At 62.6% G+C, this 22,251-nt stretch carries 17 protein-coding genes; 8 read left to right on the top strand and 9 right to left on the bottom strand.

The window, feature by feature from the left end; translation table 11 throughout:
- Positions 1-55: 55 nt before the first annotated feature.
- Positions 56-2,830, bottom strand: coding sequence for a DNA polymerase I (gene polA / locus B0O95_RS01720; protein ID WP_104076298.1), 2,775 nt, complete (start codon positions 2,828-2,830; stop codon positions 56-58).
- Between the two features lies 1 nt (position 2,831).
- Here polA and B0O95_RS01715 point away from each other — a divergent pair, with 1 nt between their 5' ends.
- Positions 2,832-3,581 (top strand): LOG family protein, encoded by a 750-nt coding sequence (locus B0O95_RS01715; RefSeq protein ID WP_104076297.1) that lies wholly within the window; start codon positions 2,832-2,834, stop codon positions 3,579-3,581.
- Positions 3,582-3,721: 140 nt separating this feature from the next.
- Here the strand turns inward: B0O95_RS01715 and B0O95_RS01710 are convergent, their stop codons facing one another.
- The gene (locus B0O95_RS01710; RefSeq protein WP_233203010.1) at positions 3,722-3,988 is read right to left on the bottom strand and encodes a glycoside hydrolase family protein; all 267 of its coding nucleotides are present in this window, start codon (positions 3,986-3,988) and stop codon (positions 3,722-3,724) included.
- Positions 3,989-4,138: 150 nt separating this feature from the next.
- Between B0O95_RS01710 and B0O95_RS01705 the strand changes: the two genes are divergently transcribed.
- Entirely contained in the window at positions 4,139-5,170 is a 1,032-nt protein-coding gene (locus B0O95_RS01705) for an acyltransferase family protein (protein ID WP_104076296.1), read from the top strand.
- Between the two features lie 84 nt (positions 5,171-5,254).
- The gene (locus tag B0O95_RS17100; RefSeq protein WP_146063955.1) at positions 5,255-5,611 is read left to right on the top strand and encodes a site-specific integrase; all 357 of its coding nucleotides are present in this window, start codon (positions 5,255-5,257) and stop codon (positions 5,609-5,611) included.
- Between the two features lie 69 nt (positions 5,612-5,680).
- Here the strand turns inward: B0O95_RS17100 and B0O95_RS01695 are convergent, their stop codons facing one another.
- A complete protein-coding gene (locus B0O95_RS01695) occupies positions 5,681-7,186 on the bottom strand; it encodes an AMP nucleosidase (RefSeq protein WP_104076294.1) in 1,506 nt (501 codons plus the stop codon).
- Between the two features lie 254 nt (positions 7,187-7,440).
- Between B0O95_RS01695 and B0O95_RS01690 the strand changes: the two genes are divergently transcribed.
- The 3 genes from B0O95_RS01690 (at position 7,441) to B0O95_RS01680 (ending at position 9,700) form a co-directional block, all read left to right on the top strand.
- Entirely contained in the window at positions 7,441-7,833 is a 393-nt protein-coding gene (locus B0O95_RS01690) for a hypothetical protein (protein ID WP_104076361.1), read from the top strand.
- Positions 7,834-7,926: 93 nt separating this feature from the next.
- The gene (locus B0O95_RS01685) at positions 7,927-8,895 is read left to right on the top strand and encodes a homoserine kinase (RefSeq protein ID WP_104076293.1); all 969 of its coding nucleotides are present in this window, start codon (positions 7,927-7,929) and stop codon (positions 8,893-8,895) included.
- A gap of 10 nt (positions 8,896-8,905) precedes the next feature.
- Entirely contained in the window at positions 8,906-9,700 is a 795-nt protein-coding gene (locus B0O95_RS01680) for a BPSS1780 family membrane protein (protein ID WP_104076292.1), read from the top strand.
- A gap of 131 nt (positions 9,701-9,831) precedes the next feature.
- Here the strand turns inward: B0O95_RS01680 and B0O95_RS01675 are convergent, their stop codons facing one another.
- On the bottom strand, positions 9,832-12,207 hold the full coding sequence (locus B0O95_RS01675) for a UvrD-helicase domain-containing protein (RefSeq protein WP_104076291.1): 2,376 nt from the start codon (positions 12,205-12,207) through the stop codon (positions 9,832-9,834).
- Positions 12,208-12,413: 206 nt separating this feature from the next.
- On the opposite strand from B0O95_RS01675, the gene B0O95_RS01670 reads away from it, so the two are divergent.
- Entirely contained in the window at positions 12,414-15,275 is a 2,862-nt protein-coding gene (locus tag B0O95_RS01670) for a valine--tRNA ligase (protein ID WP_104076290.1), read from the top strand.
- A 106-nt stretch (positions 15,276-15,381) separates the two neighbouring features.
- Positions 15,382-16,263 carry a UTP--glucose-1-phosphate uridylyltransferase GalU gene (gene galU, locus B0O95_RS01665; RefSeq protein WP_104076289.1) on the top strand — a complete coding sequence of 294 codons (882 nt, stop codon included), beginning with the start codon at positions 15,382-15,384 and terminating at the stop codon, positions 16,261-16,263.
- A gap of 37 nt (positions 16,264-16,300) precedes the next feature.
- On the opposite strand, the gene B0O95_RS01660 is transcribed toward galU, so the two are convergent.
- The 5 genes from B0O95_RS01660 to B0O95_RS01640 all read right to left on the bottom strand — a co-directional run bounded on the left by B0O95_RS01660 (position 16,301) and on the right by B0O95_RS01640 (position 22,201).
- Positions 16,301-16,531, bottom strand: a complete 231-nt coding sequence (locus tag B0O95_RS01660; protein ID WP_076785167.1) for a sulfurtransferase TusA family protein — start codon at positions 16,529-16,531, stop codon at positions 16,301-16,303.
- A 146-nt stretch (positions 16,532-16,677) separates the two neighbouring features.
- On the bottom strand, positions 16,678-17,388 hold the full coding sequence (locus tag B0O95_RS01655; protein WP_104076288.1) for an ABC transporter ATP-binding protein: 711 nt from the start codon (positions 17,386-17,388) through the stop codon (positions 16,678-16,680).
- Complete coding sequence (locus tag B0O95_RS01650) at positions 17,385-19,652, bottom strand: branched-chain amino acid ABC transporter ATP-binding protein/permease (protein ID WP_104076287.1); 2,268 nt, start codon at positions 19,650-19,652, stop codon at positions 17,385-17,387. Before B0O95_RS01650 ends, B0O95_RS01655 begins: the two co-directional genes overlap by 4 nt.
- Positions 19,649-20,596, bottom strand: coding sequence for a branched-chain amino acid ABC transporter permease (locus tag B0O95_RS01645; RefSeq protein ID WP_104076286.1), 948 nt, complete (start codon positions 20,594-20,596; stop codon positions 19,649-19,651). Before B0O95_RS01645 ends, B0O95_RS01650 begins: the two co-directional genes overlap by 4 nt.
- A 327-nt stretch (positions 20,597-20,923) precedes the next feature.
- Positions 20,924-22,201, bottom strand: coding sequence for a YbfB/YjiJ family MFS transporter (locus tag B0O95_RS01640; protein ID WP_104076285.1), 1,278 nt, complete (start codon positions 22,199-22,201; stop codon positions 20,924-20,926).
- Positions 22,202-22,251 lie beyond the last annotated feature (50 nt).

Here is a 22,251-nt window from a genome sequence, read left to right as displayed (position 1 = left end):
TACCTCCGTCGTTAACCATCATTCGCATGGCGCCGACAACGCCGGACACCCGGCGTCAATGCGCTTCCTCCCAGTTGGCGCCCGCGCCCAACTCGGCGACCAGCGGCACGTTAAGCTTGGCGATCGAACACATCAGCTCGGGCACCTTGGCGCGGATGACTTCCAATTCATCGTCAGGCACCTCCAGCACCAGTTCGTCATGGACCTGCATGATTAACCGTGACTTGACGCGCGCGCGCTCGAGCCAATTCTGCACGGCGATCATCGACAGCTTGATCAGGTCGGCCGCGGTACCTTGCATCGGCGCGTTAATCGCGGCGCGCTCGGCGGCCTGACGGCGCGGGCCATTGCCACCGTTGATCTCCGGCAGCCACAGCCGGCGACCAAACACGGTCTGGACGAAACCGCGCGATTTCGCCTCCATCCGCGTCTCGTCCATATACCGGGCGACTCCCGGGTAGCGGGCAAAATAGCGGTCGATATAGAGCTTGGCCGCGTCGCGCGCGATGCCCAGATTCGATGCGAGGCCAAACGCGCTCATGCCATAGATCAAGCCGAAATTGATGACTTTCGCGATGCGCCGTTGCTCGCTCGTGACCTCCTGCCGCGTCACGCCGAAGATTTCCGACGCGGTCGCGCGGTGCACGTCCTCGCCGTGCTCGAAGGCCGCCATCAGCGACGCGTCGCCCGAGATGTGCGCCATGATGCGCAACTCGATCTGCGAGTAATCAGCCGAGACGATGCTACTGCCCGGCGGCGCGATGAACGCTTCGCGGATGCGCCGCCCTTCCGGCGTGCGAACCGGGATGTTCTGCAGATTCGGATCATTGGACGCAAGCCGCCCGGTCACGGCTACCGCCTGTGCATAGTTGGTATGCACGCGGCCGGTGTCCGAGTTGATCATCTTCGGCAGCTTGTCCGTATAGGTCGACTTGAGTTTGGTCAACGCACGGTAGTCGAGCAACACCTTCGGCAGCGGATAGTCCTCGGCGAGCTTCTGCAATACGTCCTCGTCGGTGGACGGCGCGCCTGACGGGGTCTTCTTGATCACCGGCAGCTGCAACCGCTGGAAGAAGATCTCGCCGATCTGCTTCGGCGAATTCAAATTAAACTCGCCGCCAGCTAATGCGTACGCCTCGGCCTGCAACTCCAGCATCCGGATGCCAAGCTCGTTGCTCTGCGCAACGAGCCGGTCCTTGTCGATCAGCACGCCGTTGCGCTCGATGATCTGCAGCACGCGCGCCGTCGGCAGCTCGATCGATCGGTAAACGTAGTCCAGCCCTTTCTCGACCTGGATCTGCGGATACAGCACCTGGTGCAACCGCAACGTGATGTCGGCATCCTCGGCGGAATATTCGGTGGCCACGTCCACCGAGACCTCGTCGAAGCCGATTTGCGCCGCGCCCTTTCCGGCGACGTCTTCGTACTTGATCGTTTTCACGCCGAGGTGCCGCGTCGCGAGATTGTCCATGTCGTGCGGACGGTGCGATTCGAGCACATACGATTCGAGCAGCGTATCGTGCTCGATGCCGGCCAGCGTGATGCCATGGTTGGCCAAGACCTGTGCGTCATACTTCAGATGCTGGCCAACCTTCTTGTGCGCAGGGCTCTCCAGCCACGGCTTGAGCCGCGCGAGCACCTCATCGCGCGGCAGTTGCACCGGGTGATCCGGCCCGCGGTGCGCGAGCGGAATATATGCGGCGCGCCCGGGCGCGGTCGCAAACGATACGCCGACGATACGTGCGCGCATCGGGTCCAGCGACGTGGTCTCGGTGTCAAACGACGTAAGGGGTGCCGCCTCGATCACCGCCAGCCACCGCTCGAACTGTTCCCATGCGTTGACCGTTTCGTACTGCCGCTCGATGTCGGTCGCCGGCGCCGGCTCGACCGCGCCCGGACCGAGCGCGACCCCGCCGTCGGCCGTGGCCGCGAACGTGTCGGGTCCGGCCTCGCTGTCGAGCTCGCGCAACCACGTCTTGAAGCCGTGCCGCAAATAGATGTCGCGCAATTCGTCCTTGGCTTCTGCCCGCGCCTGCAGCGACGCGGCAATGGACTGCACGTGCGGGGACAGGTCGCATTCCGTATGCACGGTGACGAGCCGGCGCGCGGTGGGCAGGAACGGGAGCGCACGACGCAGGTTGTCGCCGACCGCACCCTTGATATCGTTCGCGTGCTCGATGATGCCGTCTAGCGTCTGATACTGCGCGAGCCATTTGAGCGCGGTCTTCGGGCCGCACTTGTCCACGCCCGGCACGTTGTCGACGGTATCGCCAATCAACGTCAGATAGTCAACGATACGCTCGGGGGGTACGCCGAACTTCGCGATCACACCGTCGCGATCGAGCCGCTCGTTGGTCATCGTATTGATCAACGTGACACGCTCGTTCACTAGTTGCGCGAGGTCCTTGTCGCCCGTGGACACCACCACGTTCATGCCGGCCTGCGCGGCGCGCACCGCCAGCGTGCCGATCACGTCGTCGGCCTCCACGCGCTCGATCATCAGCAGCGGCCAACCGAGCGCACGCACCGCGACGTGGATTGGCTCGATCTGCTGGGACAAATCCTCGGGCATCGGCGGACGGTGCGCCTTGTAGTCCGGATACCAGTCGTCGCGAAACGTCTTGCCCTTCGCATCGAACACGCACGCGCTATACTCTGCGGGAATGTCGCGACGCAATCGCCTCATCATGTTGATGAGACCGTACAGCGCACCCGTCGGACCACCGTCCGGCCCGCGCAAGTCCGGCATCGCATGGTAGGCCCGGTATAGATAGCTCGAACCATCGACCAATAGCAGGGTCTTGCCTTCGAGGTTCCGATTTTCAAGCATTATGACCAAGAGAAAAGTGATTCCGAGTCTGCGTTCACTCGCAGATCAAGAGCGCGCGACAGCCAAGAAGGCCCGCGCATCGTGGCAGATGTTCACGATTATGGCAGAGTTTATCGAGGCGACCGAGTACCTGTCGGAAATCCGCCCGGCCGTCAGCATCTACGGTTCTGCCCGGCTCAAGCCAAACTCGCCGCACTACAAGCTCGCCACGCAGATTGCTCGCAAGTTGTCCGATGCGGGCTTTGCGGTGATCTCCGGCGGCGGCCCCGGCATCATGGAAGCCGCCAACAAAGGCGCGCACGCGGGCAAGGCACCTTCGGTCGGCCTGAATATCGAGTTGCCGCATGAGCAAAGCGGCAACCAGTACCAGGACATCTCACTGCGCTTCAGGCATTTCTTCACCCGCAAGGTCACGTTCGTGAAAAACTCCGACGCCGTGATCGTAATGCCCGGCGGGTTCGGCACGCTCGACGAGCTCGCGGAAGTGCTGACGCTAATCCAGACGAAGAAATCGCGCCATGTGCCGATCATCCTGGTCGGCTCCACGTTCTGGAAGGGTCTGCTGGACTGGTTCCGCGACTCGCTCGAGCCGATGGGACTGATCGGCCCGCACGACATCGAATTGATGCAGGTGATCGATGAGCCGGACAAGGTGCTCGAGGCCGTGCTGGCATTCTACGAGGAGCGGGCGCCGGCCGAGGGCGCACAGCCTCCGGCCAAGAGCGACGAGGACCGGATGTTCTACCTGTAGCCGGTACTGGAACGCGACTTCGGCAAAGCTGCGCAGCTTGAAGTTGCACTTCTGTTTTAATCATTCATTTACAGGAATTCCTCTAATTTTCTGCTCCTTTTTTAAGCTCCCCTGACGCGGGTCTGAAAGGCGTTTTTTAATCAAGTTAGATACGGGGATGGGCCAATCCAGTGATCCGCATCGAGACTTCGCCACCAAGGCAGGTGATGGTCGAGCCACGTCACCAAGTGCATCACATCGTTTTCCAGCAGTAAGTCGCACTCGTCCTCAATGATTCTGACATCCGTTAAATTTCGTCCGACACCAATGGTAGTCTTGCCGACCGTATCCAGGTAGGGTTTCAAACGCCGCCCTTCGTCTCGACTTAATTCCGACAGAAGCGTTGGCATATCGAACGTTCCAGTCATGGGCGTTCGATACTAAACGAAAGAACCTGGCGCGGACCGGGTTCGAGAGGGCTCCTTTTCAGGTGACGAGGCCATTTCTCGTCCGATGACTGCTGCGCCTTCAGGCATAATCTCATTTGGCCTAGCTGACATATTGAGTAGAATTCGCGTATGCAAAAAATCGTTAGTTTGAACAACTTCGACTTTCTTCGTCTTGTCACAGCCTATCTGGTTTTGTTTAGTCATCAGTTCGCGCTGTCTGGGCAACCCTCACTTAATCTTGGCGACCAAAGTTTGGACAAGGTTAGAGTCCTGATATTTTTCTCGATTAGCGGCTATTTAATTTCTCAGAGTTGGGATAGAGATCCGTCCGTTTGGCGATTTTTGGCCAAGCGCATCTTGCGCATTTGGCCAGGGTTGATCGTCGTTACCATGGTGACGGCACTGTTGCTTGGGCCAATAATCTCCACAATCCCGGCTGATCAGTATTTCTTGAATTCCAAAACGTGGGAATTTTTCCACATTTTGAAGTTAAATATACGCTATGAATTGCCTGGTGTATTTGCTGCGAATCCATTTCCTAATGCGGTGAATGGCTCACTTTGGACGTTACCAATAGAATTTCGTTGGTACATAATACTCCTGGCGCTAAACGTAGTTGGCTTGGTTCGCTGTCGGCTTCTACTTTTGATTGGCGCGATTGCATTAGCGATTTTCGTTTTCGCAATTCACGACCCGCAGCATACCGCCCATCGAAAATACAGTCTTGAATTCGGCGCATTCTTCTGTTATGGGGTGTGTCTGTATTATTTCCGAGACTTCTGGACAACGCGCAAGGAATTGGTACTACTCGTGCTTGGTGTGTCGGGATTCACCCTTTTTTCCGTTGGCCAAAAATATGCGGCCCTGTTTGTTGTCCTACCAACGTTAGTCATTTTCTTCGGCACAGCATCGACGCCATTCATTCGGCGTGCCGGACGCTTTGGGGACTTCTCATATGGCATTTACATTTACGCATTTCCGGTACAGCAAACAGTAATTTGGTTCACCGATAATCGTCTTTCGATATGGTCCGGGCTTGCCGTTTCAACTGCAATAACAATAGCTCTTGCAATTCTGTCATGGCATTGGGTCGAACGCCCCGCATTGCGATTGAAAAGACATTTTATAAGATTAAAAAAAGCAACTGATACTTCAGTGTGAAGCAATCAGCTTGATACAGTTGTTTCCAAAGACGCTTTGGTCTGGTCAGCAGCCAATACGATGCCTGCTCTAATTGGCGATTGGGTGCAAAAGAAGCTTCCTGGCTATGCCGCAAAAACACGCTCGAATTATGCCAAGATGCTCAGTTTGATTCGCCAGGAATTTGGCCCGCAATGGTTAATTGAGGACGTGCGCCCCGCGGATGTCGCGCGCTCCCTCGACAAACACTTTCACGACAAGGCAAACAGCAGCAACAAGCATAAAGCGCTGTGGTCGTTGATCTTCATGCGGGCCAAGGCATTAACCGACCTGAAACGCCTGGAAGGTGCCGCAACAGCCCAGGCGTTGGCCGGCCACACGACCGAAGGCATGACCGTGCATTACACGAAGGCTCGGGAGGTCGAACGTGTTTCGCCCGTGCCGATCAAGCGTGCAAGTTAGACAACCCGAGTTAAGTTAGACAAAGCAAAAGCTGACGGGGCCGCCAATTCCCCGCCTCATCAAGCTTTGCTACTGAAACGCCACCTCAGCAAAGCTGCGCAGCTTGCGGCTGTGCAGCCGGTCCAGTCCGTTGGTACGCAGCAGCTCCATCGTCTTCACACCAATCTGCAGGTGCTGGTCCACCTGCGCACGGTAGAACCGGTCCGCCATGCCCGGCAACTTCAGTTCACCGTGTAGCGGCTTATCGGATACACACAGCAACGTGCCGTACGGCACACGGAAGCGAAAACCGTTCGCCGCGATCGTCGCGCTCTCCATGTCGAGTGCGATCGCCCGGCTCTGCGACAGCCGCAGCACCGGTTCGCGATGATCGCGCAGTTCCCAGTTGCGATTGTCGGTGGTGGCGACCGTGCCGGTGCGCATCACGCGCTTAAGCTCGGCACCATCGAGCCGTGTGACCTGCGCGACGGCCCGCTCCAGCGCCACCTGCACCTCGGCCAACGCGGGCACCGGCACCCACAGCGGCAAGTCGTCGTCGAGCACGTGGTCCTCGCGCACATAGCCGTGCGCGAGCACGTAGTCCCCCAGCCGCTGCGTATTGCGCAAACCGGCGCAGTGCCCGAGCATGATCCACGCGTGCGGGCGCAGCACCGCAACGTGATCGGTGATCGTCTTCGCATTGGACGGCCCCACGCCGATATTAATCATCGTGATGCCGCTGCCGTCGGCACGCTTCAAGTGGTACGCGGGCATCTGCGGCATGCGCGCCACCGGTAGCCCCTGTTCCGGCTGCTCGCCCAGGTTCGCGTTGTATGTGATCACGTCGCCGGGCTCAACGAACGCGACGTATTCGCTGCGATACGCGCGCTCGAGCGCATCGTCGGCGCGCGCCATCAACGAACGGCCAAGCTTGACGAACTGGTCGATGTAGAACTGGTAGTTCGTGTATAGCACGTAGTTCTGGAAGTGCGTCGGCGACGTCGCCGTATAGTGCCGCAGCCGGTGCAGCGAGAAGTCCACTCGCGCCGCGGTGAACAGGGCCAGCGGATGCGGCTCGCCAGGCGGCGTCTCGTACGTGCCGTTGACAATGCGGTCGTCCAGCAGCGACAAATCCGGCGTGTCAAAGACGTCGCGCATCTGCCGCAAGCGGTCCACGTCCAGCTCGCCTTCCAAGTGGATGCCTTCCGCAAACGCAAAGTGGATCGGAATGGGCTGCCGCGACACCCCGATCTCGATCGACGCCTTATGGTTCTTCACGAGCAGTCCCAGTTGTTCGCGATAGTAGTCGGCGAACAAGTCCGGCCGGGTCACCGTGGTTTCATAGATGCCGGGGCCCGCGACGAAGCCATACGAGTGACGCGAATCGATATGCGTATTGACGTCCATGCGAATCCGCACGAACGGATAACAGGCGCGTATACGCGCCTCGATGCGCTCACCGCGCCGATACCGTTCGAATGCATCGCGCAGCGATGCACTGCTGGCATCATAAATGGCGGACAGCCGCTCGACGGCCGCGGCGGGATCGTCGAAGGCTTCGGTGCAAAACGTGGCGGACGCGTTAATCACATTCATTATTCGATTTCCTCGGAGCAAGCGCGACGGCCTGGGTGCGGGAGCGCACAGGGCCGTGCCGATCGGTGCAATCCACATTATCACGGAACATGGCTGCGCTGCGGGGCGCGAAAAAAACACGGCAACGGCGTCACGCTGGCGCCTATGGCGCACGCTGGTTTGATAAAATCGCTTTACCGTCTCGGAGAACTGTCATGAAGCCGTTCCACACTGCGCTTGGCGCAACCCCTCGCGGCGCGACCCGGTTCGCGACCATGCTGGTGGCGGCCACCCTGGCGCTGGCCGCCACGATGGTCACTGCGGCGAGCGCGCCACAACCGGACGCCGCGGCAACGCCGGCCACCGCCGCGTCGCAGGATGTGAACGAGGCCGTCGGCTTGCCGAATCTGAAGGCAATCAACCGGCCGGCCGGCGTCGCGCATTCGACAGTAGAATTCAACGCGCCCCGCATACCGAGCTTCTACGAAAAGAGTCCGAACGGCACATCGATCACCGAATATCGCGATCGTAGCAAACCGGTCGAAATCCAGGTCCATTCGAACTTCGGCACGCGCTACCAGATGAGCGCCTCGCCGGATGTCTCGCCGCAAGTGCACGAGAGCGGCAAGCCGTCTACGCGGCTGCCGTCCTTGCAACTCAAGTACTGACCGCCTCGGTGGCCGGCATGCTATGCTGGCCGCACGCGGACCCCTGCCGCGCCCCGCTGGCGGCAGCCTTCGAACCTGTCCAACGACGTCTGCATGGCCGTTTTCACCGCCGTTCCCGAAGCCCGGCTCGCCGCCTGGGTTCAGCACTACGCGATAGGCGAGATCATCGATTTCCGCGGCATTGCGTCCGGAATCGAAAACAGCAATTTTTTCTTGACGACAACCACTGGCGAGTACGTGCTGACGATCTTCGAGAAGCTTGCCGCACACGAGTTGCCGTTCTACCTAGAATTGATGCGGCATCTAGCGGCGCATCACGTGCCGGTGCCCGACCCGATGCGCCGCGACGACGGCGCGTTGTTCGGCATGCTGATGGACAAGCCCGCCGCGATCGTGACGCGGCTGGACGGCTCGCCGCGGCTGGCGCCACAGGTTATGCATTGCACCGAAGTCGGACACATGCTGGCGCGGATGCACGTTGCTGGACGAGATTTCTCGATGCACCAGCCAAATTTGCGCGGCCTGTCCTGGTGGCAAGATAATGTTCCAGCGGTGTTGCCCTACGTGAACGATGCGCAGCACCAGCTGCTGGTCAGCGAATTAGCGTATCAGCAGGCGTTCTTCGCGTCGCTTGACTATGCAGCGCTGCCCGGCGGGCCATGCCACTGCGACCTATTCCGCGACAACGTACTGTTCGCGTTGCGCGACGGGCGTGATACGCTCGGCGGCTTCTTCGACTTCTATTTCGCCGGCTGCGACAAGTGGCTGTTCGATGTCGCCGTGACCGTCAACGACTGGTGTGTCGACCTGGACACCGGTCGCCTGGATCAGGCTCGAACCCAGGCGTTGCTGCGCGCGTACCACACCGTGCGACCGTTCACCCCTGCCGAGACGCAACATTGGCGCGACATGCTGCGAGCCGGTGCGTTGCGCTTCTGGTTGTCCCGGCTCTATGACTTTTACTTGCCACGCGACGCTCACCTGCTCAAGCCGCACGCCCCCGCTCATTTCGAGCGTGTGTTGCGCGAGCGCATCGGCGCCGACGCGTTGCCGTGGCTTTGACCCCTCTGCTATGCGACTGATCGAGGCACCCACGAAATCCGGTTATGTCTGGTTCCGCCAAGGTATCTGGCTATTCCGCAAGAACCCGCTGAGCTTCCTGGCGATTTTCTTTACCTATTTGTTCTCGATGATGCTTGTCGCGCATGTGCCGGTGGTCGGCTCCGCGCTGTGGCTGATGCTCGTACCGGGTTTGTCCGTCGGGTTCATGAGCGCATGCCGCGACGTGATCGCCGGCAAGCACGTGTTGCCGCTCACGCTGTTTACCGGCTTCCGCGCACATGGCGGCGGCGTCGCGCGGCAGCTGTTGCAACTCGGGCTGATTTACCTCGTGCTAGTCACCGCGGGCCTGTTCTTGACGTCGCTGATCGACGGCGGCTCGCTGCTGAAAACCGTCGTCAGCGAGGCGAAGCCGGATGACGACGTCGCCTCCAGTGGCCTGTTCCTTTCCAGTATCGCGCTCGGCTTCGTCATCTACGTGCCGACGATGATGCTGTTTTGGTTCGCGCCACTGCTGACCGCCTGGCATCGCGTGCCGCCGGTCAAGGCGATGTTCTTCAGCTTCGTGGCCTGCTGGCGCAACCGCGGCGCGTTCCTCGTCTACCTAGCCACGTGGTTCGCGGTCGTGATGGGCGTGTCGCTGGTGCTCGGTTTCGTGCTGAGCGTATTCGGCCTGACGAGCGGCGCATTGACCGCGCTGTTGCCAGTCAGCGTGATCCTGTGGACGATGATCTACTGCTCGTTCTACGCGACCTATCGCGGCTGCTTCAGCGTCGAGCAGCACGCCGGCCCGCCGCCTACCGCATAAGCCGTCGCGACATTCGCAGCAGCGCCCATCGCAGCGCTGTCGCGCGACCGTGCAACGGCGCCGTTCGACCGCCGCTGGCGATTCATGATACCCACCGCTGGCGATCCGTCGTACCCACCGCTGCCGGTTCGTCACACCGACTGCAGTTTCGCGACCGCGAGTGCAAGCCATTTGGTACCGTGCCGCTTAAATGCGACCTGCGCCTTCGCGTCCGTGCCGCCCCCCTCCAGCGCGGTAATCGTGCCCTCGCCGAATTTCGCGTGGAAGACGGATTGGCCGATCCGGAAGCCGCTTTGCGCGGCGCGCTGTTGGTCCGCGAACGCCGGCGCCGGCGCCCCGTCGTCAAAGCGCGCATTGCCATACGGCGCGTCGTCGCGCCGGCCGCTGCGGCCGAACCAATCGCGGCCCCATCCAGCGTTGTCGCCGAAACCGGCACGCTGGCCCCAGCGTGAGCCGGGCTCCAGCTTGGGCGTGAGCCACTTCAACACCTCGGCCGGCAATTCGTCAAAGAAACGCGAGCGCACGTTGTAGCGCGTCTGGCCGTGCAGCATCCGGCTTTGAGCGAACGACAGATAGAGCCGCTCCTTGGCACGCGTGATTGCAACGTACATCAGGCGCCGCTCTTCCTCGAGCCCATCCTGTTCCGTCACGCTGTTCTCATGCGGGAACAGGCCTTCCTCGAGTCCGGTAATGAACACGGCGGCAAATTCGAGCCCCTTGGCGGCATGCACCGTCATCAATTGCACCGCGTGCTCGCCGGCCTGCGCCTGATTGTCGCCCGCCTCAAGCGACGCATGCGACAGGAAGCCGGCAAGCGGCGTCATCTGCTCGGGATTCTGCGCCGGCGCGTCGATGCGCGGCGCCTCCAGCACGGCCTGCTCGCCATCATCGTCCGGCCCACGCAGCGCGGCAGCGCGGCCCGCGCCCGGCGTGAGCGGGATCGAGCGCGCCGGCGTATCGAGGCCATAGCCCTCCTCGGACACGAACGCGCTGGCCGCGTTGACCAGTTCCTGCAAGTTCTCGATGCGCTCCTGACCTTCACGCTCATTGGCATAGAATTGCTCCAGCCCGCTGAGCCGAATCACCGCCTCGACCGTCTCCGGCAAGCTCATCGCACGGGTCTCGCCACGCATCCGCTCAATCAACGCGAGAAACCCGCCAAGCGCCTGGCCGGCCTTGCCGGTCACGTAGGGAATCGCCTGTGCCATCGAGCAGTTGTACAGCCGCGCGGCATCGGCCAGTTGCTCGAGTGAACGTGCGCCAATGCCACGGGTCGGAAAATTGACCACCCGCGCAAACGCGGTGTCATCGCTCGGATTGTCGATCAGCCGCAGGTACGCGAGCGCATGTTTGACTTCTTGGCGCTCGAAAAAGCGCAGCCCACCGTAGACCCGGTACGCGATCCCGGCATTGACCAGCGTGTGCTCAACCACGCGCGACTGCGCGTTGCTGCGATACAGCACCGCGATCTCGTCGCGCGACAGGCCCGTGTCAATCAGGGCGCGGATTTCCTCGACGATCCAGCCGGCCTCCTGCGAATCGGTCGTCGCCTCATAGACCCGCACCGGCTCACCGTGGCCGGCATCGGTACGCAGGTTCTTGCCGAGCCGTTTCGAATTGTGCGCGATCAGCGCATTAGCGGCATCGAGAATATTGCCGTGTGAACGATAGTTCTGCTCGAGCTTGATCAGGTGCCGGACGTTGAACTCGCGCTCGAAATCGAGCATATTGCCCACATTGGCGCCGCGGAACGCGTAAATCGACTGGTCGTCGTCGCCGACCGCGAATATCGCATTGTGCCCGCCGGCCAGCAGCTTCAGCCACGCATACTGCAGCTTGTTGGTGTCCTGAAACTCGTCGACCAGGATATGCCGGAAACGGGCCTGGTAGTGTGCCCGTAGCGGCGGGTTGCGTTGCAGCAGCTCATGGCAGCGCAGCAACAATTCCGCAAAATCGACGACCCCCTCGCGTTGGCATTGTTGCTCGTAGGCGGCATACAGCTCGACGCATTTGCGATTGAAATTGTCGCTTGCATCGACCTGCTCAGGCCTCAAACCTTGCTCCTTCGCGTTGTTGATGAAGTACTGCAGACTCTTTGCCGGATATTTCTCGTCGTCGACGTTCAGGCCCTTCATCAGCCGCTTGATCGCTGACAACTGGTCTGCCGTGTCCAAGATCTGGAAGGCCTGCGGCAACCCGGCATCGCGGTAATGAGCGCGCAGCATCCGGTTGCACAATCCGTGGAACGTGCCGATCCACATGCCGCGCGTATTGATCGGCAGCATCGCGTCCAGGCGGGTCAGCATCTCGCGCGCTGCTTTGTTCGTGAAGGTGACGGCCAGGATGCCGGCGGAGCTCGCCTCGCCGCGCGAGATCAACCATGCAATGCGAGTAATGAGCACGCGCGTCTTGCCGCTACCCGCGCCGGCAAGAATCAGGGCCGGTTCGTTCGGCAGCGTCACCGCTGCATATTGTTCGGGATTCAGTTTGGCAAGCAAATCAGACATGAGCGGCCTTGGTCACAACAAGCTTGCCATTATACGGCCGCAGTCGGCCCGGCACGCGGGGAACGCGCACGGCATGCAGCCCCACAGCAGCAGGTGCCGCGGCGTGCGACGGCGCAACCGGCGCTGGCGCATCACCGGCTCCCTTATAATTGACTATGACGATTTATTCCACCGCATTTTCACCGTCTTTCCGGCAGATTTCGACAATGAGCGACAGCGATACCACGCTTGCAAAAAGTTTTGAGCCTTCGACGATCGAGGCGTATTGGGGCCCAGAATGGGAAAAGCGTGGCTACGCGAAGGCAATCTTAGACCCACAGCGGCCCGACTTCGCGATTCAGCTGCCACCGCCGAACGTGACCGGCACGCTGCACATGGGCCACGCGTTCAACCAGACCATCATGGATGGATTGGCGCGCTACCACCGGATGCGCGGCGAGAACACGTTGTGGGTGCCCGGCACGGACCATGCGGGCATCGCCACGCAAATCGTCGTGGAGCGTCAACTCGACGCGCAAAAGCAATCACGGCACGAACTGGGGCGGGAGCGCTTCGTCGAGCGCGTCTGGCAATGGAAACAGGAATCGGGCTCCACGATCACGCGGCAAATCCGGCGGCTCGGCGCGTCCACCGACTGGTCGCGCGAGTATTTCACGATGGATGAGCGCATGTCCCGCGTCGTCACCGACGTGTTCGTGCGCCTCTACCAGCAAGGGCTGATCTACCGCGGCAAACGGCTTGTGAACTGGGATCCGAAGCTGAGGACCGCGGTATCGGACCTGGAGGTAGTCAGCGAGGAGGAGGACGGCAAGCTGTGGCACATCCGCTATCCGCTCACTGACGGCTCAGGCCACTTGACCGTGGCGACCACACGGCCCGAGACGATGCTCGGCGACGTCGCGGTCATGGTCCATCCGCAGGACGAGCGTTACGCGGCGCTGATCGGCAAGACCGTCACACTACCGCTGGTCGGACGCGAGATCCCGGTGATCGCGGACGACTATGTGGAACGCGAGTTCGGCACCGGCGTGGTCAAGGTTACACCAGCTCACGATTTCAACGACTACCAGGTCGGGCAACGCCACGGATTGCCACAGATCGTTGTGCTCACGCTCGATGCGAAGATTAACGACAACGCACCGGCCGCCTACCGCGGGCTGGACCGTTTCGACGCGCGCGAGCGCATCGTCTCGGACCTGGACGCGCTCGGCTTGCTCGAGTCGGTCAAACCGCACCGGTTGGTCGTGCCGCGTGGTGATCGCACGCAATCAATCATCGAGCCAATGCTCACCGATCAGTGGTTTGTCGCGATGAGCCGGCCGGCGCCCGAAGGCACGTTGCATCCGGGCAAATCGATCGCGCAAACGTCGCTGGACGTGGTGCGCCACGGCCAGATCAAGTTCGTGCCGGAGAACTGGACCACCACGTACTACCAGTGGCTGGAGAATATCCAGGACTGGTGCATCTCGCGCCAACTCTGGTGGGGCCACCAGATTCCCGCCTGGTATACGGACGATAGCCGGGTGTTCGTCGCGCATAGCGAGGCCGACGCCCTAGCACAGGCCCGCGCGCAGGGCTATAACGGCGCGCTCAAGCGCGACGAGGACGTGCTCGACACGTGGTTCTCGTCCGCGCTCGTGCCATTCTCGTCGCTTGGATGGCCGCAATCGACGCTGGAACTCGAGCACTTCCTGCCATCATCGGTGCTGGTGACGGGCTTCGACATCATCTTCTTTTGGGTCGCCCGAATGGTGATGATGACCACCCATTTCACCGGCAAGGTACCGTTCCACACTGTGTATGTGCACGGCCTGGTGCGCGATGCCGAAGGCCAGAAGATGTCCAAGAGCCGCGGCAACACGCTCGATCCGATCGACATCGTCGACGGCATCGACCTGGAGACACTCGTCGCTAAGCGCGTGACCGGATTGATGAACCCGAAGCAGGCGGCATCGATCGAGCAAAAGACGCGCAAGGCGTTCCCGAACGGGATTCCCGCCTACGGCACCGACGCGCTGCGCTTCACGATGGCGTCGATGGCCACGCTCGGGCGCAACGTAAACTTTGATCTGGCGCGCTGCGAGGGCTATCGCAACTTCTGCAACAAATTGTGGAACGCCACGCGCTTCGTGCTGATGAATTGCGAAGGGCATGATTGCGGTATCGTGCCGTGCCAAGGCGATTGCGGGCCGCACGGCACGCTCGACTTCTCGCCCGCCGACCGGTGGCTCGTGTCGCTGTTGCAACGAGTCGAGGCCGACGTCGAGAAGGGCTTTGCCGACTACCGCTTCGACAACATTGCAAGCGCGATCTACAAGTTCGTCTGGGATGAGTATTGCGACTGGTACGTCGAATTGGCCAAGGTTCAGTTGCAGACCGGCACGCCAGCGCAGCAGCGCAGCACGCGGCGTACGCTGCTCAGGGTGCTCGAGACAATCCTGCGGCTCGCGCACCCGCTGATGCCGTTCATTACTGAAGCGTTGTGGCAGAAAGTCGCGCCGCTGGCGGGTCGGTATCCGGCCGGAACCGCAGCCGGCGACGCCTCCGTGATGATGCAGCCCTATCCGCGCAGCACGCCGTCGAAGATCGACGAGCAGGCAGAACAGTGGGTTGCCGAACTGAAGGCAGTAGTCGATGCATGTCGTAATTTGCGCGGCGAGATGAACCTGTCGCCCGCCACCCGCGTGCCGCTGGTGGCGGCCGGCGATGCCACACGCCTGCGCGAATTCGCACCCTACGCCCAAGCGCTTGCGCGGTTGTCGGAAGTCCAGGTGCTCGCAGACGAAGCCGCGCTCGACCAACAGGCGCATGGCGCGCCTGTTGCCCTTGTCGGCTCGAACAAGCTGGTACTGAAGGTCGAGATTGACGTTGCTGCCGAACGTGAGCGGCTGACCCGCGAAATCAGCCGCATCGGCGGTGAACTGGCCAAATGCAATGCGAAGCTGCAAAACGAGCGTTTTGTGGCCCGCGCGCCGGCCGCCGTCGTCGACCAGGAGCGCAAAAGATTGGCAGATTTTGAGTCGATGTTGGCAAAGTTGACCACCCAACTCGGGCGGCTTCCGGCATAAAGTGCAGGGTTATCGGCTATAGCGGGGCAATAATTTTTGTCGCGCTATCCATTTTCCCCATATCGGGCTAACGTAGTACAACCGGAAACGAACAGGGTAATCGAAGATGCTCAAAGTTACTAAGGCAGTGTTTCCCGTGGCAGGTCTTGGCACACGGTTCCTCCCGGCCACCAAGGCGAGCCCGAAAGAAATGCTTCCAGTGGTCGACAAGCCGCTGATTCAGTATGCGGTTGAGGAGGCGATTGCCGCGGGGATCACCGAAATGATTTTCGTGACGGGCCGCAGCAAGCGCGCGATCGAGGATCACTTTGACAAGTCGTATGAGATCGAATCAGAACTCGAGGCTCGCGGCAAGGACAAGTTGCTCGAGTTGGTGCGCGGGATCAAGCCCAGCCACGTTGACTGCTTCTACGTTCGCCAGCCCGAGGCGCTCGGACTCGGGCATGCGGTGCTGTGCGCGGAAAAGCTCGTCGGCGACAACCCGTTCGCGGTCATCCTCGCCGACGATCTGCTGTACGGTCGCCCGCCCGTGATGCAGCAGATGATCGAAGTGTTCGATCACTACCACAGCTCGGTGATCGGCATCGAGGAAGTGCCGCACGAAGAAACGAAGTCGTACGGCATCGTCGACGGCAAGGAATGGGAAGACAACATCGTCAAGATGTCGGGCATCGTCGAGAAACCGGCCCCGGAGGTCGCGCCATCCAATTTTGGCGTGGTCGGCCGCTATGTGCTCAAGCCGCGCATCTTCAGTCACTTGCGTGCACTGAAGCCAGGCGCGGGCGGTGAATTGCAATTGACCGATGCGATCCAGTCACTGCTCGGCGACGAGCAGGTGCTCGCGTACAAGTACCACGGCACGCGCTTTGACTGCGGCAGCAAGCTCGGCTACCTGAAGGCAACCGTCGAGTTCGCGCTGCAGCACCCGGAGGTTCGCGACGAGTTCGCCGAATACCTGCGCACCCGTTCGCCGGTACTCGAAGGCTAACGCCGCGACACGGCGCCGCAGCTTGCAGCGCGTTTGCTCAACGCCGACGCATCAGGAATACGAATGTCTTGTCGGCGCCGGTGCTGGTTTCGACCAGTTCGTTGCCGGTCTGCTTCGCAAACGCGGCGAAATCCCGCTGCGAGCCGGGATCCGTCGCCAGCACTTTCAGGATCTGGCCGCTCTGCATGTCGGCCAATGCTTTCTTCGCGCGCAAGATCGGCAATGGGCAATTCAGCCCCCGCGCGTCGACTTCCTTGTGGACTTCCATCGAATCCCTACCGTTGACTCAAACGCGATGCGGGTCCGCACCGCCTACGAATTGTAGCGGGAAACCGCGCTGGCAGCCTACATCGCCGACATGCTGACCAGGCTACAGCTCTATCATGCCATGCCGCCGTTGCGACTCGCGCGGCGCTACACCGACAGCCATTGCCGAGCAATCGCCGGCGTCGTCTCGAACTCGCTGCGCTCACCGGCGAAGACGATTTCGCCAAAGCCCGACGGGCCGCGTCCCATCACGTAGACGCGTCGCGCCAGCTCTAACGCCATCGCGGCACGCTGCTCGATCAGCACAATCGCAGTGCCGCGCGCAGCCAGCGTCGCCAGTGCAACGCCAAGCTCATCGACAACACGCGGCGCGAGGCCCTCGGTCGGCTCGTCGATGATCAACACACGGGGCTGCGCAGCCCATGCACGGGCAATGGCCAACATCTGCTGCTCCCCACCGGAGAGCACGCCCGCCTTCACGTCGGCACGGACACGCAAGCGAGGAAACAACTCGTACAGCGGCTCGAACACCGCCGGACCCCGTGCGCGTCGCGGCAGGCCGAGCAGCAAATTCTGCGCGACGCTCAACGTCGGGAACACATCGCGGGTCTCGGCAACATAGCCGACGCCGGCGCGGGCGATGTCCACGGTGCGCAGCGTGCCGATCTGCATGCCATCGAGTTCGACCGAACCGCGCCGCTCAACCAGGCCGACGATGGCCTTGGCCAGCGTCGAACGGCCCACGCCATTGCGGCCGAACAGGGCGACGATCTCTCCGCCATCCACGTGCATTGATACGTGCTGGATGACCCGCACGCCCTGGTATCCGGCCTCCAGGTGGCGCACGTCAAGCCTCATAGCGCACGCGCGGGGCCTAGGTAGGCCTCGCGCACGCCCGGATTGGCGCGGATCTGCGCCGGCGTACCGGTGGCAATGACTACGCCATCGACCAGCACCGAAATCCGATCGGCAAGATCGAACACTATGTCCATGTCGTGCTCAATCAGCAGGACCGTGCGTCCGGCCGCCATCCGGCGGATCAAGGCGAGCGCCTCGATGGCCTCTGCCCGGCTCATGCCGGCAGTCGGCTCGTCCAGCAACAGCAGTCGCGCACCACTGGCCGTGGCCATGGCCAACTCAAGCGCGCGTTGTCGGGCATAGCTCAGTTGCGCGGCACGGGCGCTAGCCTCATCGCCCATGCCCACCACCTGTAGCCAGTCGAGGGCGCGCTTACGCAGACCGCGCCATGCAGCAGGCTGCAGCCAGCGATAAAGCGGCGCACCACGCGGGCAAAGCATCGCACAGCACACATTATCCAGTACCGACAATTGCGCGAACAAGCTGGGGGTCTGCAAGCCCCGCGCGACGCCGAGGCGGGCGATCCGATGCGCCGCCAACCGCCGGATCGCCCTATCTTCGAGGAGCACGGTGCCCCGATCGACCTGCGTGACGCCGCTGAGCACGTTGAATACCGTTGACTTGCCTGCGCCATTCGGGCCGATCAACGCATGGATCTCGCCGGCCCGCACATGCAGCCGCACGCCGCGCAGCACGGGTGTCGCGCGATAGCTGACATGGACGTCGTCCAGCGTCACATCGAGCGCCGGGCTGCTCGGCACGTGTCCCGGCCGTATCGCCGGCACGGGATAGACTGGTTTCGCTTGTTTCGCCGTACCGGCTGCTTGCCCCTGCGCACTGACGGCAGCGCCTGCGACGATGACTGGCGCGGTGACTTCGGATACGGCTGGCCCCGTGGCTGCCGCAGAAGCATGGGTTGAAGCCATAGGTGCCAAAGAAGCATGAGCCGAAGCCATGGCTGCCGCAGAAGCAGAGGTCGAACGCAAGCCCGCCGCAACCCGGCGCGACGAACGCGGCACCGTGGCACGCAGCGCGAACGACGACACCGCCATCAATACCACACCGGCCACCGCTATGCCCCACCCATTGACCGCATGCCAGCGCGGACTGATGATATCCGCGCCGGTATCGTCGAATCGCCATGCATAAACAGACTGAATCACAGCGATACTGCCGGCCAGCATACCGAGCACGGCCAGCGCGTATCCGATGCGTCGCCCGCTGAACCACGGTAGCGCGCATCGCGCACGCCGGCTGTCTGCCAGCGATGGCGACATCCGGCGATGCAACCATGCACCGACCAGCCCGCCGGGCGCGAGCACCACGACGAACAGAAAAAAGAGGCCAACGTACATCGGCCACGCGCGGGTGATCGACGCCAAGCCGTTCGCGATCGACACATAAACCACGGCACCCAGTACAGGACCAGCAAACGTGCCGGTGCCGCCGATCACCACGGCGATCAACGCAGTCGCGCATGTTGCAACGCTCGCATTGTCCGCGGTAGCGATCTCAAAGGTCACCACCGACAGCGCGCCGGCGACGCCGGCAAAAAACGCGGCGATGACGGTCATCGCCCACCTCACGCGCGATGGATCTACGCCGACGAATGCCGCCCGTCGCGGATTGTCGCGCACCGCATTGGCCACCCGCACGAGCGGCGTGCGCAATAACCAGGCGATCAGCATGCACGAGGCCAGGGCGACCGCGACTACCAAGCCGTAGGCCGTGCGCGTCGAACCGAAATCAATATCGAGCCAGCCCGGGACGGCTCCGCGGTCGATCATCACGCCACCCACGCCGCCAAACCATTCCGGCACGGTGCTCGCGGCAGTCGCGACCAGTTCGCCGAGCCCCAGCGTCACCATCGCGAAGGTCACGCCGCCCCGGCGCACACTGAGCCACCCGGCCGGGACTGCAACAAGCGCCGCACCTGCGCCGCCGACAACTGGCAGCCACGGCGCGGACAAGGCCCACGCGTTGGCCGCACGCGCCGCCGCTAACGCGCCGATGCCGTAATACATCGCGTGGCCAAACGACAGCAGGCCGGTTTGACCGAGCAACAAATCGTACGACAGCGCGAATACGATCAGCACGGCCGCCTGAGACGCGAGCGCCAGCGCCGCGCCGCTCGGTTCGCCGTGCGCCAGTGGCAGCAGCGGCAGCGCGGTGAGCACGGTCGCCAATATCAGCCCACCCCACGGCGGCCGCCGCACATTGCGGTCGGTCCACACGCCACGCGGGGTCTCGCGATGCACCATCATGTGTCCAGCTCCGCATGACCACGCACCAGCCCGCCCGGACGCAACGCCAACACGATGATCAGCAACACAAAGGGCGTCACTGGCGCGAGCTGTGCTAACGTGATACGGTTCCATGCGCCGGTATCGTCCACCATCGGCAACACCCAATGGAGCAGTGCGCCGAGCCGTATGTCGAGTCCGACAAGCAGCGTCTGCACGATGCCGAACAATAATGACGCGGCGAATGCGCCAGCCAACGAGCCCATTCCACCGGCCACGACGATCACAAACACGATCGAACCCAGCGTTTCGGCCATCGACGTATCCGTGACGAATGCCACGCCGCCGAGCACGCCGGCCACCGCGGCAAGCGCCGCGCCGCACGCGAACACCTGAGTCTGCACACGAGCGACGTCATGGCCCAGCGTCTGCACGGCATGCGGATGCGTGCGCGCGGCCGCGATCACCAGGCCGAGGCGAGAATACCGCAGCAGCAGCGCACAGAGGCCGAGCACGCCAGCGGAAATCGCCATCATGAACGCGCGAAGACGAGAGAATGCCACCGCATGCCAATTCACCAGTGCGCCATCGAGCCACTGCGGCACAACGGCAGGCAACGGCGAGCGGCCCCATCCCAATTGCACAAACTCGGCAATCAGATAAGCCAGGCCGAAGGTCGCCAACAACTGGGCAAGTGGCCCGTGACGGTACACGCGGCGCAGCACGCCAAGCTCGAAAGCGGCAGCCAGGCCGGCCACCGCGGCCGGCGCGAGGATCAACGCGGCGGCAAAGCCACCGTAGTACGCGACCGTGTAGCCAATGTAGGCACCGAGCATGTAGAAACTCGCATGCGCAAAGTTCATCACGCCCATCAAGCTAAACACAAGTGTCAGCCCGGCACACAACAGGAACAACAGCAACCCATAGCTCAGGCCATTGAGCAATACGACAACGAACGATTGCATCGTTAAATCCGCGGGCATTCGACGTATCGCGTCCGCCGCCCCGCTATCGAACCAGCGGTTCGAGCACCGCGCGCAACGGGTCGGTCAATCAGTTCGGCGCGACAGCGCGGACAATACCGACAGCGCAGACAATACCGGTAGTCGCTGCCCAGCTCACCTACGGGTGTCGATCCCATCATTGTTTGAAATGCGCGAAAGAGCCGCCTATTGTATCGGCTTTGAGGCGCCGCCTGGCCACGCCGTGCATCGTCTGCCGCACGCCGACGATGCAACAGGCCAACGACGCAACGGGCCAACGGTGCGACGGGCCGGTGGGCGCGTGGCCGGTTAGCGCTCGCGCGCCCCTGCCGCGCGGGCCACCGCCACCAACAGGGCCGCGCCGAGCAACAGCGCCGCTAGCGCGAGCCCGAGTGCGGGCGAGAACGATCCTGTGCGCGCAGCGATCGGCGCGGCCACCAGCGGCCCAGCGATCTGCCCGAGGCCATAGGCGGCGGTCGCATAGCCCATCAGTCCAGCGGCCCTTTCGCCGTGCAGGCGGCGCGCCTCGCGCATCGCAAACAGCGTGATCGCCGTGAACGGCAGCCCGACCAGCAGACTACCGAGTGCGAAACCCGCGAGCGTCGGTAATGCGATGCCAAGCCCGATGCCCACGGCCTGCATCACGTAGCAGATCGCCAGCGACAGCCGGTTGTCCCAGTGTGCCGGCAGCCGTGCGCCCAGCAGCGCGCCCGGAATGATCGCCGCCCCGAACACCGGCCAGAACAGATCGGGCCATGGCGAGCCGGCGGGCAGCGCCTGCCGCGCGATGACCGGCAGGAACGTCGCGGTCATGATGTAGCCGAATCCGGCCAAGCTATAGAGCCCGCACAACCAATACGCGTCGGCACGCGCGATGCGCATGGACGGTGACGGTGGCACGAGTTGGGACGCCGCGGATCCATGGGACGCGGCCCCCTTCCGGCCGTCGCCCGTTGGGCGCTCGGCCGTGAATCGCCGCCATACGAGCGCGGACAGCGCCGCCGACAGCAAGGCAAAGCTCAGCCAGCCGGTCGCCGCGCCGTCGTGCGTCACGACAGGGGTTGCCAGCCCGGTGATCAGGATCCCGACACCCGGCCCGGTATAGATCACCCCGCTCCAGCACGCGGCACCGGTACGGGCCAGCTGCCGCAAGCCCCATTGCGATGCGAACACGACCGTCCATGCGCTGATCACGCCCGCCATCGCGCGCAGCGCCGCCCACGCCCAGAACGCATCGGTCAGGCCCATCGCTGCGGTCAGCACGACCGTAGCGACGAGCCCGCCGCGTATCATCCGCGCGGGGTCCGCGCGCAGCGCCGCACACGTCACCGCGCCCACGAAATAGCCAGCGTAGTTGAACGACGCGAGCCAGCCGCCGCCGGCGATGTCGATCAGCCCGTCATGCAGCATCACCGGCAGCAGCGGCGTGAACGCGAACCGTCCGACGCCGAGCGCCACCGCGAGGGCCATCGCGCAGGCCAATGCCGTCCATGCCGGCGCGGTGTCCGCTGGGGCCTGCGCCAACGGCCGCACCCGGTGCCCGCCCACGCGCGAGTCCGGCTCTCGGGACGGCGGCGGGCCCGGCATGGCTGCCCCGGCGCACGGAGCGTGCGTGGATTCGACAGCCGATGAAGCGG

The sequence above is a fragment of the Mycetohabitans endofungorum genome, from assembly GCF_002927045.1.
Lineage (GTDB): Bacteria > Pseudomonadota > Gammaproteobacteria > Burkholderiales > Burkholderiaceae > Mycetohabitans > Mycetohabitans endofungorum.
This window is presented reverse-complemented; position numbering and strand designations above follow the sequence as displayed.

Excerpts from the sequence above, each read along its gene's own strand:
- B0O95_RS01675 (WP_104076291.1), bottom strand. The coding sequence starts at position 12,207 with ATGTCTGATTTGCTTGCCAAACTGAATCCCGAACAATATGCAGCGGTG.
- B0O95_RS01670 (WP_104076290.1), top strand. The coding sequence starts at position 12,414 with ATGAGCGACAGCGATACCACGCTTGCAAAAAGTTTTGAGCCTTCGACG.
- B0O95_RS01680 (WP_104076292.1), top strand. The coding sequence starts at position 8,906 with ATGCGACTGATCGAGGCACCCACGAAATCCGGTTATGTCTGGTTCCGC.
- polA (WP_104076298.1), bottom strand. The coding sequence starts at position 2,830 with ATGCTTGAAAATCGGAACCTCGAAGGCAAGACCCTGCTATTGGTCGAT.
- B0O95_RS01685 (WP_104076293.1), top strand. The coding sequence starts at position 7,927 with ATGGCCGTTTTCACCGCCGTTCCCGAAGCCCGGCTCGCCGCCTGGGTT.
- B0O95_RS01660 (WP_076785167.1), bottom strand. The coding sequence starts at position 16,531 with ATGGAAGTCCACAAGGAAGTCGACGCGCGGGGGCTGAATTGCCCATTG.
- B0O95_RS01690 (WP_104076361.1), top strand. The coding sequence starts at position 7,441 with ATGCTGGTGGCGGCCACCCTGGCGCTGGCCGCCACGATGGTCACTGCG.
- B0O95_RS01710 (WP_233203010.1), bottom strand. The coding sequence starts at position 3,988 with ATGACTGGAACGTTCGATATGCCAACGCTTCTGTCGGAATTAAGTCGA.
- B0O95_RS01645 (WP_104076286.1), bottom strand. The coding sequence starts at position 20,596 with ATGCAATCGTTCGTTGTCGTATTGCTCAATGGCCTGAGCTATGGGTTG.
- galU (WP_104076289.1), top strand. The coding sequence starts at position 15,382 with ATGCTCAAAGTTACTAAGGCAGTGTTTCCCGTGGCAGGTCTTGGCACA.
- B0O95_RS01715 (WP_104076297.1), top strand. The coding sequence starts at position 2,832 with ATGACCAAGAGAAAAGTGATTCCGAGTCTGCGTTCACTCGCAGATCAA.
- B0O95_RS01640 (WP_104076285.1), bottom strand. The coding sequence starts at position 22,201 with ATGCCGGGCCCGCCGCCGTCCCGAGAGCCGGACTCGCGCGTGGGCGGG.
- B0O95_RS01650 (WP_104076287.1), bottom strand. The coding sequence starts at position 19,652 with ATGATGGTGCATCGCGAGACCCCGCGTGGCGTGTGGACCGACCGCAAT.
- B0O95_RS01705 (WP_104076296.1), top strand. The coding sequence starts at position 4,139 with ATGCAAAAAATCGTTAGTTTGAACAACTTCGACTTTCTTCGTCTTGTC.
- B0O95_RS01695 (WP_104076294.1), bottom strand. The coding sequence starts at position 7,186 with ATGAATGTGATTAACGCGTCCGCCACGTTTTGCACCGAAGCCTTCGAC.
- B0O95_RS01655 (WP_104076288.1), bottom strand. The coding sequence starts at position 17,388 with ATGAGGCTTGACGTGCGCCACCTGGAGGCCGGATACCAGGGCGTGCGG.